Source organism: Xanthomonas arboricola pv. juglandis, assembly GCF_905367715.1.
In the GTDB taxonomy this organism is placed as follows: domain Bacteria; phylum Pseudomonadota; class Gammaproteobacteria; order Xanthomonadales; family Xanthomonadaceae; genus Xanthomonas; species Xanthomonas arboricola.
The window spans coordinates 3,563,398-3,579,713 of the sequence record NZ_HG999362.1; the positions used below are offsets into that span (position 1 = coordinate 3,563,398).

16 protein-coding genes and 1 tRNA gene are annotated in these 16,316 nt (G+C 64.6%); 10 read left to right on the top strand and 7 right to left on the bottom strand.

Going from position 1 to position 16,316, the window contains the following annotated elements; genetic code table 11:
- The first annotated feature begins 86 nt into the window (after nt 1-86).
- From recQ to KHN93_RS15500, 3 genes are all read left to right on the top strand, one after another.
- Nucleotides 87-1,883: a DNA helicase RecQ gene (recQ, locus tag KHN93_RS15490; protein ID WP_039519542.1), complete on the top strand. Its 1,797-nt coding sequence runs from the start codon at nt 87-89 to the stop codon at nt 1,881-1,883.
- 138 nt (nt 1,884-2,021) lie between these two features.
- Entirely contained in the window at nt 2,022-2,504 is a 483-nt protein-coding gene (locus KHN93_RS15495; protein ID WP_211920659.1) for a hypothetical protein, read from the top strand.
- 78 nt (nt 2,505-2,582) lie between these two features.
- Nucleotides 2,583-2,987, top strand: a complete 405-nt coding sequence (locus tag KHN93_RS15500) for a response regulator (RefSeq protein WP_016903708.1) — start codon at nt 2,583-2,585, stop codon at nt 2,985-2,987.
- 1,188 nt (nt 2,988-4,175) lie between these two features.
- On the opposite strand, the gene KHN93_RS15505 is transcribed toward KHN93_RS15500, so the two are convergent.
- A complete protein-coding gene (locus KHN93_RS15505; RefSeq protein ID WP_104559862.1) occupies nt 4,176-4,886 on the bottom strand; it encodes an rRNA pseudouridine synthase in 711 nt (236 codons plus the stop codon).
- A gap of 117 nt (nt 4,887-5,003) precedes the next feature.
- Between KHN93_RS15505 and KHN93_RS15510 the strand changes: the two genes are divergently transcribed.
- From KHN93_RS15510 to KHN93_RS15520, 3 genes are all read left to right on the top strand, one after another.
- Nucleotides 5,004-5,210 (top strand): hypothetical protein, encoded by a 207-nt coding sequence (locus KHN93_RS15510; RefSeq protein ID WP_016904346.1) that lies wholly within the window; start codon nt 5,004-5,006, stop codon nt 5,208-5,210.
- Between the two features lie 518 nt (nt 5,211-5,728).
- Entirely contained in the window at nt 5,729-7,897 is a 2,169-nt protein-coding gene (locus tag KHN93_RS15515; protein ID WP_104559975.1) for a methyl-accepting chemotaxis protein, read from the top strand.
- A 629-nt stretch (nt 7,898-8,526) separates the two neighbouring features.
- Nucleotides 8,527-8,706 carry a hypothetical protein gene (locus KHN93_RS15520; protein ID WP_146092539.1) on the top strand — a complete coding sequence of 60 codons (180 nt, stop codon included), beginning with the start codon at nt 8,527-8,529 and terminating at the stop codon, nt 8,704-8,706.
- Nucleotides 8,707-8,788: 82 nt separating this feature from the next.
- On the opposite strand, the gene KHN93_RS15525 is transcribed toward KHN93_RS15520, so the two are convergent.
- Nucleotides 8,789-9,214, bottom strand: coding sequence for a GNAT family N-acetyltransferase (locus tag KHN93_RS15525; RefSeq protein WP_104589595.1), 426 nt, complete (start codon nt 9,212-9,214; stop codon nt 8,789-8,791).
- 26 nt (nt 9,215-9,240) lie between these two features.
- Nucleotides 9,241-9,891 (bottom strand): LysE/ArgO family amino acid transporter, encoded by a 651-nt coding sequence (locus KHN93_RS15530; protein WP_221198981.1) that lies wholly within the window; start codon nt 9,889-9,891, stop codon nt 9,241-9,243.
- A 76-nt stretch (nt 9,892-9,967) separates the two neighbouring features.
- Here KHN93_RS15530 and KHN93_RS15535 point away from each other — a divergent pair, with 76 nt between their 5' ends.
- The 3 genes from KHN93_RS15535 to KHN93_RS15545 all read left to right on the top strand — a co-directional run bounded on the left by KHN93_RS15535 (nt 9,968) and on the right by KHN93_RS15545 (nt 11,888).
- Complete coding sequence (locus KHN93_RS15535; RefSeq protein WP_211920661.1) at nt 9,968-10,861, top strand: LysR family transcriptional regulator ArgP; 894 nt, start codon at nt 9,968-9,970, stop codon at nt 10,859-10,861.
- Nucleotides 10,862-11,090: 229 nt separating this feature from the next.
- Entirely contained in the window at nt 11,091-11,765 is a 675-nt protein-coding gene (gene queC, locus KHN93_RS15540; protein ID WP_039519526.1) for a 7-cyano-7-deazaguanine synthase QueC, read from the top strand.
- Nucleotides 11,766-11,812: 47 nt separating this feature from the next.
- A tRNA-Lys gene (locus tag KHN93_RS15545) sits at nt 11,813-11,888 on the top strand.
- Nucleotides 11,889-12,111: 223 nt separating this feature from the next.
- Here the strand turns inward: KHN93_RS15545 and KHN93_RS15550 are convergent.
- Entirely contained in the window at nt 12,112-12,435 is a 324-nt protein-coding gene (locus KHN93_RS15550) for a hypothetical protein (protein WP_172454185.1), read from the bottom strand.
- 734 nt (nt 12,436-13,169) lie between these two features.
- Here KHN93_RS15550 and KHN93_RS15555 point away from each other — a divergent pair.
- Complete coding sequence (locus KHN93_RS15555; protein ID WP_211920663.1) at nt 13,170-14,036, top strand: aldo/keto reductase family oxidoreductase; 867 nt, start codon at nt 13,170-13,172, stop codon at nt 14,034-14,036.
- A gap of 191 nt (nt 14,037-14,227) precedes the next feature.
- Here KHN93_RS15555 and queE read toward each other — a convergent pair whose 3' ends face one another.
- Genes queE through pal form a run of 3 tightly spaced genes read right to left on the bottom strand, consistent with a single transcriptional unit; the run spans nt 14,228 to nt 16,303 of the window.
- Nucleotides 14,228-14,911, bottom strand: a complete 684-nt coding sequence (gene queE / locus KHN93_RS15560; protein ID WP_024939946.1) for a 7-carboxy-7-deazaguanine synthase QueE — start codon at nt 14,909-14,911, stop codon at nt 14,228-14,230.
- Between the two features lie 42 nt (nt 14,912-14,953).
- A complete protein-coding gene (ybgF, locus tag KHN93_RS15565; protein ID WP_211920666.1) occupies nt 14,954-15,778 on the bottom strand; it encodes a tol-pal system protein YbgF in 825 nt (274 codons plus the stop codon).
- Nucleotides 15,779-15,784: 6 nt separating this feature from the next.
- Nucleotides 15,785-16,303, bottom strand: a complete 519-nt coding sequence (gene pal / locus KHN93_RS15570) for a peptidoglycan-associated lipoprotein Pal (RefSeq protein ID WP_016904129.1) — start codon at nt 16,301-16,303, stop codon at nt 15,785-15,787.
- Nucleotides 16,304-16,316: the final 13 nt, after the last annotated feature.

Below are 16,316 nucleotides of genomic sequence, written 5' to 3' on the forward strand. Positions count from 1 at the left end.
ACATCGCGGCAATCCCCGACGCACCATTGCGCCACAGCGTCAGCCTGACACCGACCAGAGCTTGACCTGCGCGGTATCCTAAGCGGATGTCTTCCCCCGCCCACGAACTGCTCAGCCGCGTCTTCGGTTACGACGACTTCCGCGGCCCACAGCAAGCCATTGTCGAACACGTCGCTGCGGGTAACGATGCCCTGGTGCTGATGCCCACCGGTGGCGGCAAGTCGCTGTGCTACCAAGTGCCGGCGCTGTTGCGCGACGGTATCGGTATCGTGGTCTCGCCGCTGATCGCGCTGATGCAGGACCAGGTCGAGGCCTTGCGCCAGCTCGGCGTGCGCGCCGAATTCCTCAATTCCACGCTAGACGCGGAGAACGCCCAGCGGGTCGAACGTGCCCTGCTGTCGGGCGATCTGGACCTGCTCTACGTCGCTCCGGAGCGCCTGCTGAACCCGCGCTTCCTGTCCTTGCTGGAACGCAGCCGCATCGCGCTGTTCGCCATCGACGAGGCGCATTGCGTCTCGCAATGGGGCCACGACTTCCGCCCTGAATACCGCCAGCTCACGGTGCTGCACGAACGCTGGCCGCATATCCCGCGCATGGCGCTGACCGCCACCGCCGATCCGCCGACCCAGCGCGAGATCGCCGAACGCCTGGACCTGGTCGACGCGCGCCACTTCGTCAGCTCCTTCGACCGCCCCAACATCCGTTACACCGTGGTGCAGAAGGACAACGCGCGCAAGCAGCTGCAGGAGTTCCTGGGCCGCCACCGCGGCTCGGCCGGCATCGTCTATGCAATGTCGCGGCGCAAGGTCGAGGAGACCGCGCAATATCTGTGCTCGCAGGGCTTCAACGCCCTGCCCTACCACGCCGGCCTGCCGGCCGAGGTGCGCGCGGAAAACCAGCGCCGCTTCCTGCGCGAGGACGGCATCATCATGGCCGCCACGATCGCCTTCGGCATGGGTATCGACAAGCCGGACGTGCGCTTCGTGGCGCATGTGGACCTGCCCAAATCGCTGGAAGGCTACTACCAGGAAACCGGCCGCGCCGGCCGCGATGGCGACCCCGCCGAGGCCTGGCTCTGCTATGGCCTGGGCGATGTGGTGCTGCTCAAGCAGATGATCGAACAGGGCGAAGCGGCCGAGGAGCGCAAGCGGCTGGAGCGCGCCAAGCTCGATCACCTGCTCGGCTACTGCGAATCGATGCAATGCCGCCGCCAGGTGCTGCTGGCCGGCTTCGGCGAGACCTATCCCAAGCCCTGCGGCAACTGCGATAACTGCCTGACGCCCGCCGCCGCCTGGGACGCCACGGTGGCCTCGCAGAAGGCGCTCAGTTGCGTATACCGCAGCGGGCAGCGCTTCGGTGTGGGCCACCTGATCGACATCCTGCGCGGCAGCGAGAACGAGCGCATCAAGCAGCTCGGCCACGACCAACTGAGCACCTACGGCATCGGCCGCGACCTGGACGAGCGCACCTGGCGCGGGGTGTTCCGCCAGCTGGTGGCGGCCAGCCTGCTGGAGGTCGACAGCGAGGGCCACGGCGGGCTGCGCCTGACCGATGCCAGCCGCCAGGTGCTCAAGGGCGAGCGCCAGGTGATGATGCGGCGCGAGAACCCGGCTGCCGGACGCGAGCGCAGCGCGCAGCGGACCGGCCTGCCGGTGCAGCCGCAGGATCTGGTGCTGTTCAATGCCTTGCGCGGCCTGCGCGCGGAGCTGGCCAAGGAGCAGAACGTGCCGGCCTTCGTGATCTTCCACGACAGCACGCTGCGCAATATCGCCGAACAGCGGCCGACCAGCATCGATGCACTGTCGCGTGTTGGCGGTATCGGTGGCGGCAAACTGGCCCGCTATGGAGCGCAACTGATCGAGATCGTGCGCGAGCAGGGCTGATGCAACAGCATGTGTCATCGCAGTGGCGGCGCTGGCACAAAAATCCGCAGAATCGACAGCGGGCATTCAATCAGCCGTTGCTAGTTTCACAAGGCGATCTGGCACGCGCTGTCAGTCCCTCTTGAGTAGAGTCCACCCATGAAACGCAGCCTGCTTCTTCTGGCCACTCTGTTTGCCGCCGGCAGTGCACTCGCCCAGGCCGGCGAGAGCAGTGCCGAGCCGGGGTCGGCGCGGTCGCTGGACCTGAGCATTCCGCAAGCCCCGGTGCAGTACCGCTCCGATCCCGAATACAGCACCGACCCGCCGGGCACCTTCTACGGCGACAAGAGCGGCCCCAAGCCTGCGTTGAGCCGCCCCAGCGCGGCCTCGCTCGCTGCCGAACGCGCCGAACAATGCCAGGGCAAGCTGCATGGCGCGGTCGAAACCGGCATGGGCTATTCCAACCGCGGCGGCAACAGCAACTGGCAGGCCGTCAACCTGAATTCCTGCAAGACCTATTACGACGACGACGGCAAGGCGCACCAGATCGGCGTCAGCATCAGCGTCGGACGCGGCGAAGGCGCGCTGTTCGGGCCTCGCTACGGCCCCGGCGGCTACGGCCCTGGCCCGTTCGGTTGGTAACCGTACGGCTCCGTCTGCGTTGACAGAGGGTTCACTGCCGCATCGCTGAGAATGTGGCCTGCCTTACGAGACGTGCTCATGTCACAGAACAAGGAACGGCCAGTTGTATTCGTCGTCGAAGACGGCGATGGCACCCGACAACTCAGCTGCCTTGTGCTGGAAAGCTATGGTTTTACCTGCCGTAGCGCAGGCTCGGTCGAAGAAGCGCTGACCCTGATCGAAAGCGACCCGCGCGTGGATGTGCTGTTTTCCGACATCCATTTTCCGGGCGGCCTGACCGGCGTGGACCTGGCGCTCAAGACGGCGCACGCGCCCTACAACCTGCCGGTGCTGCTGACCTCCGGCCTGGCGGTCGAGTATGTGGAAGAAATCCTGCCGGACGGTGTGGCCTTCCTCGAAAAGCCCTATACCCCCGAGCAGCTGCTGAGCGCGATCCGCAGCGTGATGGCCAAGCACCGGGTGCTCCCTACCCCGGTCGCATAAGGGCAGCGGCGCCGCGCAGATCGATATGCAGGCTTCCGCTGCAACTCGACCTTCGGTGATGTGACCAGGCTCGGGTACGGATGGACGCATCCCGATGGGACGACAATTGTCGGAAACGTCCCGACAGACTGTCGGCGCGGCCCCGATTTACGTGATGCGCACCTCATTTAGACTGCAGCCACCGGACGCGAGGCCTGTTGGGCCGCTCAACTCGCGAGGCGCTGAGCACGCCCCTGCCGGAACATTGCCGGCACGGGTGAGACGCACCACGTCGTGGTTGATTGGTCGTCCGCTAGCTTGGCTACACGCGCTTTCTCGGAAGAAGAAGGCATTCGTGCGCAAGCGCAGACGGCTCAACTGAGTTTGCAGCCGAACCGCTTGATGACACTCCGGCTCGTGTGTCCAAACTCCAACGCTACGAAACTCTCCAACCTGCAGCTCGATCCGTGCTGATGCTGGTTGTGGCTGAGTCACGCGCTGGCCTTGTCTGCGCATTGAATTGATCAAGGACATAGCGATCTCCAAACGCTGCTGCTTATGCGCTTGTGGCTTGAGACTTATCGGCTTGCCGTTGCCGCCAGCACAGCGGCAGTGCGCCGGTATTACCACGGCAGCGCCGGCAGGCAGATGCCCAGCAAGCGCGCTCGCAGCTGTAGCGTGCTCTTGCGCGAATGCCGATGCACCGCTGCTGAGAGGGACGAATGCAGCGTATTTCACGCCATCAAGCAGGCCGCTCGCTAGGCTGATGTCAGTGCAGCACTTGGCTGCGAAGACTTTCAGGAAATTCTCATGGGCGACAATTCGTTTCTGTCACCGGCCTTCGTCATTTTGGTTATTGGCGTGATCGCTGTGGTGTTCTGGCTGGTGACGCGCGCCAAGAAGAAGCGCAACAAGAAGTAAGCAACACAGGAGGTGCGCCAGACATCGGGATGCCACATAGCCTGCGCTTGATGCGCACTGAGTTGCTGATGCCAAGCGCCGGTCCAGGCCGGCCTCTGCCTGGCATGGCATGGCTAACAAGCACTACTTCCCGCGTAACAGCGCACCAGTGCGGAAGCTGTCTGGACCGCAAGGCCCCCCGCAGCGATATCGCTGCGTTGAGGCCGCACGGCATTTGATGCACATACCGCGTCACCAGCATCGGCAGACGACCGCGTTGCGACCAGGCGCGCAGGAAACCGACGCCAATCAGAACCGCTCGCCCGTCGGCAGATAGCGCCATTCACCGATGGCCAGCTTGCCCAGCGACACACGGCCCACGCGCAGGCGCCGGATGCTGACCACCTCCAGCCCCACCTCACCGCACATGTAACGCAGCTGGCCGGGTTGCACGTGCTTGATCGCAAACCGCAAGCGCTCTTCGTTCTGCCAGCTCACCTTGCACGGCGACAGGCTGCGCTGCTGATACACCAGGCCATGCGCAAGCCGCGCCATGCCATACGGGCGCAGCTCACCACCCACCTCCACCAGAAATTCCTGTTCGATCGAGGTCGCATCGGCACTGAGCCTGCGCAGCACGCGGCCGTCCTGGCTCAGCACCAGCAAGCCGCTCGCCTCTTCCTCCAGCGGCAGCGGCGCGTTCAAGCGCAGGAAGTGCCGCTTCAGCACACGCATCTCGAGCTGGTCCAGTGCGCTGCGCGTTGCCGGCGTGGCCAGTGCCAGCGCCGCCTCGGCACTCATGCCTGCCGGTTTGTGCAGCAGCAGCGTGGCAGGCTCGGCAGCTGCGAGCACTGCGTCTTCCGCCAGCGTCACCTGCGCTGCAGTGGCCAAGGCTTGCGGCTCTTCGACCACGGCCCCGTCCACACTGACCCAGCCGCCTTCGATGTATTGCTGCGCCTCGCCACGCGAGCAGCCGAACAGCGCGGCCACGCATTTGTCGAGACGGATCGGATCGGACATCGGGCGAGCTCGGTTTCAGGGCACGGCAGTGTACGTGCTGGGTCGATGGATGCGTGAGGCCGGCTTCTGCACCGCCCGACAACATGGGAAACTGGGCGCTCACACAGGAGATTGCAGATGTTCATCAAGTTCGGCACCACCCGGGTCCGCCTCAACCATATCTCCGTCATCAGCGATCCCTTCAACGCAGGCGAAAACTTCGGCTCGTATTGCCACTCGGTCCGGGTCGGCCTGCTCTCCGGCGAGGAAATCTTTGCACGCTTCAATACCGAAAGCGGCGCCGAGCAGCTGCATGCAGAGGTGCTCGCTGCACTGGAAGGTTGAGCGCAAGACCCACAGTGCCGCCACGCGCGTGATGCCTCACGCGCGATGCACGGCGCCAACAACAGCAGCCGGCCATGCCGGCTTGCCAGGTGCACGTGGCAAGGCGGCCCAGTCGCACCGCATCAGAGCCGATCGAATCGCGTGCCCCTCCGCTGCACCGGCGCTGGCGCTGCTTGAAGACACGCGCATTGCCGGCATCGCGACACAGGACGAATTGGATCCTGTCTCAGCACCATCTTTGCCCTGGGTGCGTCGCCACCTGTCAGCAGAACGTCGGAAAATCGTTCCGCCGTTGGCACGCTTCGATCCAGCAATAACGCGAGAAACAAGCAATTTCTGCGCGCATGTCAGGCCGCTGCGGACGGCTGTCGGGAAATTTCTTCCACACGATGAATTCAATATAAGTACTTTCAAATACGAGCCTTTAGCTCGTCGCAATCCGGCCGCTAGCTGGGGCAAGACGCTCTGGTGGATGACCCATTCATCAAGCCCCTCAGTTGCACTACCTGGATGCGGTCATGAATACATATCTGCAACGCCTCAATGTCGGCCGCCGCTTGGGCATGGCCTTTGGCATCTTGATCCTATTGTCGGGCCTGCTTGTGGCCACCGGCCTAGTCACCATGTCCAACGCCCGTTTCGAGCTGGACACCATCGTCAACAGCAACATGGAGAGGATACAGCTGTCCTCGGAAATGCTCGACGCCAACACCAACGTGGCAATCGGCCTGCGCGACATCGTCATGGTCTCTGGCGACGCGGCCAATCGCCGTTCGATGGACATGATCGAAAAGAACCGCGCACGCTACAAGCAGGCACACGACGCCTTGGCCGCACTGCCCAGCAGCGCGGCTGAAAAACAGGCGCTCGACCTGGTGCAGGAAAAGCGCGACATCTCGGTCAAGCTCAATAACCAGATTCTCGAATACGGCCTCCGCGATCAGAACCAGGAAGCGCAGGCCTTGCTGCAAGGCGACGCCGCAGCGGCCATGGATGCGCAGCAGACGGCGATCCGCGAGAACGCTGCATTGGAGCGCCGCCTCAGCAAGGATGCCTATGCGGCCGCGGTTGCATCGATGCATCGAGGCAAAATCACCCTGGCCACCGGCGGCATTGCCGCACTGGTCATCAGCGGCCTGCTCGCATGGCTGATCACTCGCAGCCTGACCCAGCCGCTCAGCCAGGCCACACGCACTGCAGAAGCGATCGCGGCCGGCAACCTGCACAACGATGTGCACACCAATGCCAATGATGAAACCGGCCGTCTGCTCAAGGCCATGGACAAGATGCAGCTGCAGCTACGCAACCTGATCACCGCGCAAACCGACATGGCCAGGCATCACGACAACGGCCAGATCAGCTTCCGTATCGATGCGGCGGCATTCCCGGGCGACTATGGGCGCATGGCCAACGACACCAACCTGCTGGTTGCCTCGCACGTGGCAGTGCAGACCGACCTGGCACGCATCATGGGCCGGTATGCGGTTGGCGAACTCTCCGAAGACATGCAGCCGCTGCCCGGCGAAAAGGCCGTTTTCAGCGACACCATGTCGCAGGTCAAGCTCAACCTGTCGGCGATGAACCACGAGATCAAGCATCTCGCCCAGGCCGCCGCCAATGGCGACTTCAGCGCGCGCGGCGATGCCGAGCGCTTCCAGTTCGACTTCCGCATCATGGTCGAAAGCCTCAACCACCTGATGTCCACGGCCGACGGCAATCTGCAGTCGCTGTCGTCGTTGCTGCAGTCCATCGCCGCTGGCGACTTGACCGCACGCATGAGCGGCGAATTCCGCGGCGTGTTCGCACAGATGCGCGATGACGCCAACACCACGGCCAGCCAGCTGGCGCAGATCGTCGGCAACATCCAGGAGTCGGCCGTGTCGATCAACTCCGCGGCCAGCGAAATCGCCGCCGGCAACCAGGACCTGTCACAACGTACCGAACAGCAGGCGGCCAACCTCGAAGAAACCGCAGCATCGATGGAAGAGCTGACCTCCACCGTCAAGCAGAATGCCGAAAGCGCACGCGAGGCCAACCAGCTTGCGATCGGCGCCGCACGCGTCGCCTCGCAAGGTGGCGAGGTGGTCGGCAAGGTGGTGGACACCATGACCGGTATCGAAGCCTCCTCCAGGAAGATTGCCGACATCATCAGCGTCATCGACGGCATCGCCTTCCAGACCAATATCCTGGCCTTGAACGCGGCAGTGGAAGCCGCCCGTGCCGGCGAGCAAGGCCGCGGCTTCGCCGTGGTGGCCTCGGAGGTGCGCACGCTCGCGCAGCGGTCCTCCGGCGCCGCCAGGGAGATCAAGGACCTCATCGACGACTCGGTGCAACGCGTGGCCGAGGGTTCGGCACTGGTGCACAGCGCAGGCAAGACCATGGGTGACGTGGTGGCCAGCGTGCAACGCGTCACCGACATCATGGGCGAGATTTCTGCAGCCTCGCAGGAACAGTCGGCCGGCATCGAGCAGGTCAACCAGACCATCACGCATATGGACGAAACCACCCAGCAGAACGCCGCGCTGGTGGAAGAAGCCACTGCCGCCGCGCGCGCGATGGAAGAGCAGGCGGTGCAGCTCACCGATGCGGTGGCGATCTTCAAGATCGACGCACGCCAGACACGGCAGCCCGCCTCGCGCGTAGCGGCACCGGTCGCACAGCTGCTGAGCAAGGTCCGCAACGCCTGAGGCAGCGGCTGGCACTGCGCCGTCGACCGGGTCGTCGGTGCAGCCATGCTGATGCAACACCGCGGATGTGCCCGCAGCCATTGATGCCATCGCACACGAAGAAAGCGCCCGCTAGGGCGCTTTCTTCGTTTATCCCGCACGCTCACCGGCATTCGGCGCAGACAGCTCAGGCACCCGCAACGCGCGCGCAGTGCACACAAAAAAACTGGAAAACAAGCACGCAAACCACTCAAAAGCGCTTGTTTCCAGCGCCATGCCTGGCTACGCTGCGCCAGTCGAAAGAGAGCAGGCCGGATGGTAGCCCGGCCACCGTCTGCAGCGCAGGCGGCATCTTAGCCATCGGTACCCACGACATCCGCAGCCGGCGATGCCGGCACTGCAGGTGTGTCCGTGCGTGCTCTCGTCACCGCTCGGCACGCCTTCTCAATCAGGAAGGATCACCCGTGAATACCAGTAACGACAGTCACGATCTGCATCACCCACGCAACGGCGAGCATGCCAACGTGCATGCTTGCGCATACGCAGCGGATGCAGACGCAAAGCCATACGACGATGCCTTATCGCACTGGCACCAAGCCCCTCTCGACACGCGCGTGATCTGGCGGCGGCAGCTTACGCTCCAGGGCGGCATGTCGGTGCTGTTGGCGGCCTGGCAGATGCCGCATTCGCTACGCTGGGAGTGGGAAGCCATCGACCTGCTGCAGGATCGACACCTGTGCGGCGGCAACTGCGATTCATCGTTGGCGGCAATGCGCGCTGCCGATGCCTGGCCGGCACTGTGCGGTGACGATTCCGCAGTGCTCACCTAACATCATGCAGCGTGTTGAACCGTCTTTCTGCCCCGACGCAGTGCCATGCCGGTACGGCCACGCAACAGCCGGCCCACCGCGGCTAGCGCGTGTAGAGACCGGGACGATAGCGTTCCATCAGCGACTGCGGAGCCAGCGGCGGCGTGAAGCCGTAGCGCGCATAGAGACCATGCGCATCGCTGGTGGCCAGGCTGAAACGGCGCAGCCCCTGTAGATCGGGGTGCGCCATGACCGCATCCATCATTGCCTTGCCATAGCCCTTGCCCTGATGCTCGGGCAACACGAACACATCGCCCAGATAGGCGACGGTTGCATAGTCGGAAACCACCCGCGCAAACGCGACCTGCCCGCCCTGCAGAAACCCGCCGAAGCACAGCGAGTTGGCGATGGAGCGCTGTAGCACCGCCAGCGGGATGTCCCTGGCCCAGCTGCTGTGCTGGGCCAGGTAGCGATGGACCAGCGCAACATCGAGTTCGGAGTGATTGGTGGAAACGCGCAGCGGCGACATGACGACAACTCCGGCAACAGTAGGCCTCAGGGTAGCGCCTGCGCAGGCAGCAGCAACAGTGCGCACAGCACCAGCATGAATCCTGCGATCGCCGCATCCAGCACACGCCATGCGCGCGGATCGCGGAAGGCCGGCTGCAGCAAGCGCGCGCCATAGCCCAGAGCGGAAAACCACGCGATGCTGGCCAGGCACGCACCCGACGCGAATGCCCAGCGCAGCTGGCCCGGATAACGCGCGGCCAAGCTGCCCAGCAGCAGCATCGTGTCCAGATAGACATGCGGGTTGAGAAAGGTAAATGCCAGGCACGCCAGCATGGCGCGCTGCCAGCGTTGCGCACCGGCCTGCGACGGCGCCAACCCGCTGGTGCCACGCCAGGCCCTGCGTGCAGCCAGCGCACCATATGCCGCGAGAAATGCAGCTCCCGCATAGCGAAGTCCCTGCAGCAGCTCCGGCCATTGCGTCACCAGCACGCCGATCCCGGCCACGCCCAGCACGATCAGCGCGATATCGCCGAACGCGCAGATCGCCACTACCAGACCGACATGCTGGCGCTGCAGTCCCTGCCGCAGCACGAATGCATTCTGCGCACCGATTGCAATGATGAGACCTGCGCTGGCGATAAAGCCAGAGATTGCGGCTTGGAGTAACACGAGCACCTCCCGGATCACAGGCGCCAATGCTGGGCGTTCCGCTCCAATTAGGAAAACTAAATCTTCTGTATTCTGCTTAGAACTTCTAATCCTGCCGAACGCCATGGATCTTCTGCATCCCCAACTGGCCGCATTCGCTGCCGTTCTCGAGGAAGGCAGCTTCGACGCCGCTGCGCGGCGGCTGTCGGTGACGCCGTCGGCGATTTCGCAGCGGATCAAGGCGCTGGAAGACCGGCTCGGCCAGGTGCTGGTGATCCGCAAGGCCCCCTGCCGCCCTACCCCGGCCGGCGAGCGCCTGCTGCGCTGGGTGAAGCCGATGCAGGTCCTGGAATCCGAAGCGATCGCCGACTTCCTCCCCGGCGACGGCAGCGCCGGGCATCCGCGCACGCTGGCCATCGCCGTCAACGACGACTCGCTGCAGACCTGGTTTCTGGCGGCGCTGGCGGCGCTGCACCGGGAGCACGGGGTTCTTTTCGATGTGCAGATGGACGACCAGGACCACACCCTGGAGCTGTTGCGCTCCGGGGCGGTGCTCGGTGCCGTCACCGCCGAACGCAAGCCGCTGCAGGGCTGCAATGTGCAGGCGCTGGGAGTGATGCGTTACCACGCCATCGCGTCGGCCGCATTCGTTGCGACGCATTTCAAGCAGGGCTTCAGCGCAGCTGCGCTGGCCCACGCACCGATGCTGGTGTTCAACCGAAAGGACACGCTGCAGACCCGCTTCGTCCGCCGCATCACCCGTACGCAGGTGGCGCCGCCGATCCACTACCTGCCGACCTCGACCGGCTTCGTCGAAGCGGCCGCACGCGGACTCGGCTGGTGTCTGGCGCCGGAATCGATGGTCGCGCCTGCCGTGCGCAACAGGCAGGTGGTCATCATCGACCCGACACGCTGGCTCGATGTGCCGCTGTACTGGCAATGCGCGGCAGTGCGCTCGAGCGCCTTGCAGCAGCTGGGCCAGGCCCTGCGCAAGGCCGCGGCTGCGAGCCTGCGCTGAGACCGGCCGTGCCGCACCGTCGCTGGCAAAACACGATACCCAGGCGCGCAGCTGCCGGCAGGCTATCGCACCGGATTGACGTGCAGATGCGGTCGCTACCCTGCCCGCGCGCGCTTGGCACAGCCGCGTTGCCCTGGCATCCCGCTGCCGACACAGCGACAGCCGGGTCGCCGTGCCACGCCGAGCCTGCTAGCCTTTCCGCCTATTCCGTTGTGATTGCCGATCCGTCATGAAAAAAGCCGTTGTTCTGTTGTCCGGGGGCATGGATTCCGCTGCCGTCATCGCGCTTGCGCAGGAGCAGGGCTTTGCCGTGCATGCCTTGAGCGTGCGCTACGGGCAGCGCCATACCTCCGAGCTGGACGCCGCCGCGCGCGTGGCCGCGGCGCAGGGCGTCATCGCGCACAAGGTGGTTGACGTGGACCTGCGCAGCATCGGCGGCTCGGCGCTCACCGACGACATCGACGTGCCCGATGCCGGTGGCGACGGCATCCCGGTCACCTACGTGCCGGCGCGCAACACCATCATGCTGTCGCTGGCACTGGGCTGGGCCGAGGTGATTGGCGCCAACGACCTGTTCTGCGGCGTCAACGCGGTCGATTATTCGGGTTACCCCGACTGCCGGCCCGAATTCGTGCGCGCCTTCGAAGTGCTGGCCAACCTGGCCACCAAGGCCGGCGTGGAAGGCGCCGGACTGCGCGTGCACGCACCGCTGCAGTTCCTCAGCAAGGCCGACATCGTGCGTGAAGGCGTGCGCCTGGGCGTGGACTTCGGCCTGACCGTGTCCTGCTACCGCGCCGATGCCGATGGACGCGCCTGCGGCCACTGCGACGCCTGCCGCCTGCGTGCCGCCGGTTTCGCCGACGCCGGCGTCGCGGACCCCACCCACTACGCCATTTCGCCTTGACGCCGCTGTAGGGTAGAATGCGCACCCCGGCGCACTGCCGGGACAGTGGGCCGTTAGCTCAGTCGGTAGAGCAGAAGACTTTTAATCTTTTGGTCGATGGTTCGAATCCATCACGGCCCACCAATCAAATCAGCAACTTGAAGAGCGCCGAAGGCGCTTTTTTTGTGCCCGCCGGAAAGTTGCCGGACGTGCGTTGCCGGGGACCCTGCGTCACGGCCGCGAAGTCGGATGGCACCATCTGCCGCGACTGGCGCGCTGCCGGCAACGCCGGCTCCTCTTTTGCCGATCGCGCGTGTCATCTTGCAGGTCGTGGGCCCGGCGCAGGCGGCCGTGGCGTTCTCGCTGATCATGTGGCTCCCGTCTTCTGGATACGCGATTGCACGCGCCGCGTTCGTCGCGCAGCTCCAGCGGCGCGTGCCTGCTTGCGCAGCCAGCTGAGGACGTCCACTGCAGCGTCGACGCGCATGCAGACATGCAGGCGGCCCAGCACAACGCTCTGCGCATCGCCGCCCGGCAGGATCTCGTCAAAGCCGGTGGCTTCGCAGGCGATCAGGACCGGGGAGGCATCGGGCTGCGCGTCGGAATGCAGCATGGCCAGCACATAGCCCTGCATCATCTCGAAGCTAAGGACGACGCCCGTGCAGACGCGGAACTGTTTGCCCAGGCTCATTGCTGCGGCTCCAAAGAGGGGCAAACGATCACTGCAACGAGAGGAAGACAGACAGACGCAACGGTGTGGATGGCTTTGCTCGTGCCTGCGAGGCTCGGCCTCATGTTGAGCGAAGCGGCACGGCTACGTTCGAGAGCGCTGGCGGTCAAATTGAAATGGCGGCCGCTTCGGCCTGCCGCAGACGCGGATACTCCTTGGGTGTCGTAGTACATGCAGAACTCCTGAGTAGATTGGAGTCCGCCAACCCGAGACCAAGCGGGGTGGCGGACGGCACGGGTTGGTCTACCGGACTCAGGGACCGGCGGGGCCGAAGCCCCCCGCGTACCGCCCGCCATAAAGATGGCAAGCACGCACCCCGCTCGATGCCGGGCAACAAAAAAGCGCCTTGCATCGATCGATGGGCGCTGGTGCGCCTGAGTAATCGGGAGACCAATCCCGGTCGCCGATTGTGCGGCGACGTTGGCATACTCGCGCCGCCGCTTGGCGCCTGTCAACGCAAAAACGCACAACGCGGCGGCGACGATTGTGAGAAACGCGGCGAAAGCACTGCCCGCGCAGCCAGCAAAACCTGAAACTCCAGCACATCCCGCCGGACGATCAGCCCGGGGCGCTGCGGCTGCGCCCATATGCCACAGGCCCTGGCGGGAGTGGACTGGCGCCGCGGCAAATGCGAATTCACATGCCGCGCCACGTTTCCTATCGTTGTTGGCTCAACGACACGCGAGCGCCACGCCATGACCAACATCGAAAAAGCCGGAACGTTTCTGCTTGGAGACCGCAAGCTCACCCGCATCGGCTACGGCGCAATGCAGCTCGCGGGGCCTGGCGTGTTCGGCCCACCCAAGGACCGCGACGGTGCGTTGGCAGTGCTGCGCGAAGCCGTTGCACTGGGCGTCAGCCATATCGACACCAGCGATTTCTACGGGCCGCACATCACCAATCAGCTGATCCGCGAGGCACTGCATCCCTACCCGCGGGAGTTGACCATCGTCACCAAGATCGGCGCCGCGCGCGGCACGGATGGTTCCTGGCTACCTGCCTTCTCGCCGCAGCAGCTGGTCGAGGCGGTGCACGACAATCTGCGCAACCTGGGGCTTGAAACGCTGGATGTGGTCAACCTGCGCGTGATGTTCAAGGCGCAGGAGCCGGCAGAAGGCTCGATCGCCGAGCAACTGGCGGCCTTGATCAAGCTGCAGCGCGATGGCCTGGTGCGGCACATCGGCATCAGCAATGTTACTGCGACGCAAATGGCCGAGGCACGCGCCATGACCGACATCGTCTGCGTGCAGAACATGTACAACATCGCGCATCGACACGACGACGAAATCATCGACACGCTCGCGCGCGACGGTATCGCCTACGTGCCGTTCTTCCCACTCGGCGGCTTTTCGCCATTGCAATCGTCCACGCTTGCCGCTGTTGCCCAGCGCCTGGCCGCAACCCCGATGCAGGTGGCACTGGCGTGGTTGCTGCAGCGCTCGCCCAACATCTTGCTGATTCCGGGGACCTCGTCGGTGGCGCATCTGCGCGCCAATCTGTTCGCGGCGGAACTGAAACTGCCGGCCGATGCCGTCGAAGAATTGAACAGGATCGCCGCGTAAACGCAGACGGCCGCGTCCTTGCAGGCAGCGCCTTGCGCTCGGATCAGTGCGAGCAACTGAGCGTCGCGGGTGATCGTCAGGCCGGTACGGACGGCATGCCGGCAACCGCAGTGGATGCGTGGCATGCCGATTGCGGGCAACCGGCCGCGCCCGCCTTTTTTGGGTGAGCGCAGTGGCTCTATCGCTCGGGCTTAGCGCCCAGGCTCGTCGTTCCACAGCAGCTTGTGCAGCTGCATCTGGAAGCGCACCGGCAGACGATCGGCCACGATCCAGTCGGCCAGCTCTCGCGGCGTCACTTCGCTCTTGCTGGGCGAAAACCACACCGTGCAGCGGCGGTCCAGCGCATGCGCGGCGACAATCTCGCGCGACCATTCGTAATCGGCGCGGCTGCAGATCACGAACTTGATCTGGTCGCGTGCGGTCAGCAGCGGCAGATTCTCCCAGCGGTTGCGCTGTTCCTCGCCGGAGGCCGGCGTCTTGATGTCGACCACGCGCGAGACGCGCGGATCCACGGCCGACACATCCAATGCGCCGGACGTCTCCAGCGAGACATCGAAGCCGGCATCGCACAGCTTCTGCAGCAGCACCAGGCAGCGCTTCTGCGCCAACGGCTCGCCGCCGGTCACGCAGACATGGCGCACACCGTGGCTGGCAACCTCGGCGACAATCGCATCGATGTCATGCCATTCACCGCCGTGGAAGGCGTAGGCGGTGTCGCAGTAGTGGCAGCGTAGCGGGCAACCGGTCAGACGCACGAACACGGTCGGCCAGCCGGCGGCCTCGGCTTCGCCCTGCAGGGACAGAAAGATTTCGGTGATCTTCAATCGCGGCAACGGCGATTGGACGATCTCGCTGGGGACGGCGGCGGCGTTCATTGGCAAAGTATGCGTCACGCCCGAAGGCGCGCACGCGCGGGCTCAGCGCAGTTGCTGGCCGAGACGGATGGACTGCAGACGCTCCTGGGCCACGCGCGCTGCGTCGGAGCCGGGATACTGCGATGCGACCTGCTGCAAGGTCTGCTGGGCCTGGTCGTTCTTGCCTTCGCCATACTGCGACAGGCCAAGCTTCAACAGGCCGCCAGAGGCCTTGTCATGCGTGGGATAGCGGCTGACGAGATCGCGGAACTGCGCCTCGGCGAGCTGGAAATTTCGGGTGGCGTAGTAACTCTCACCTAGCCAATACAAGGCATTGGGGGTGTAGACGCCGTTTGGATACAGCTCCAGAAAACTCAGGAACAACTGCGAGGCATCGTCGTACTTGCCGTTCTTCAAGGCATCGAAGGCGACGTTGTAGGCAGTGCGTTCCTCGTTGCTGACGGCCAGGGTGCCTGGGTCGCCATGCACGCTGGGCGGCTTCTCGGAAGTTGCCGCCGCTGCAGGCCGCGCGGCCGGGGCCGGGGCCGGGGCGGGTGTGACGCTGCCGGTGGGAGATGGCAATGGCGGGGTTGCACCACCTGCACCTTCCAGCCGATTCAGGCGTCCGTCCAGATCCAGATACTGATCCTTGGACTGCTGCTTGAGTTGTTCGTTGTCGTGCTGCAGCTGCTCCACGGTCGCTCGCAAGCCCTGCAGGTCCGAACGCGCCTGCTGCAGCTGGTTGAGGAGATCGTTGTTGGCCTGGCTGTTGGCCTGCTGCTGCTCGAGAACGGCAACACGATCAGCGAGACTGGCTCGCTGCGCGTGCGCCGGCGCGGCGACCACAAGGGCCGCCGCGACGAACAGGGATGTCACTCGAAAGCGCATCGCTTCTTACTGAGCCGTGTACACGATTTCGACGCGGCGGTTCTGCGACCAGCAGCTTTCGCTGGTTTCGGTGCAGACCGGACGCTCTTCGCCGTAGCTGACGACGGTCAGCTGGCTGGCGGAACCGCCGGCAGCCTGCAACGAGGACGACACGGCATTGCCACGACGCTCGCCCAGACCCATGTTGTACTCACGCGAACCGCGCTCGTCAGCATTGCCCTGCAGGGTGATGCGCGAGGAAGGACGGTCACGCAGGTACTTGGCGTGGCACGCCATGATGGCCTGGAATTCCGGCTTCAGGGAGTCCTGATCCAGATCGAAGTAGACAACGCGCTGGCGCAGGCAGGCATCGGTATCCAGGTCGCCCGGGCCGTACAGGCCAGAGGTGGACGGGCCGGTGGGAACGGAGGAACCAGCGGTGGTGTCAGTCGCAGGAGGCGGAGTTTCCTTCACCTTCTTCGAACAACCGGCCAGCACGGCAACGGACAACAGGGAGACAAGCAAGACGCGGGTGGACTTGTTCATGGGATACCTATGG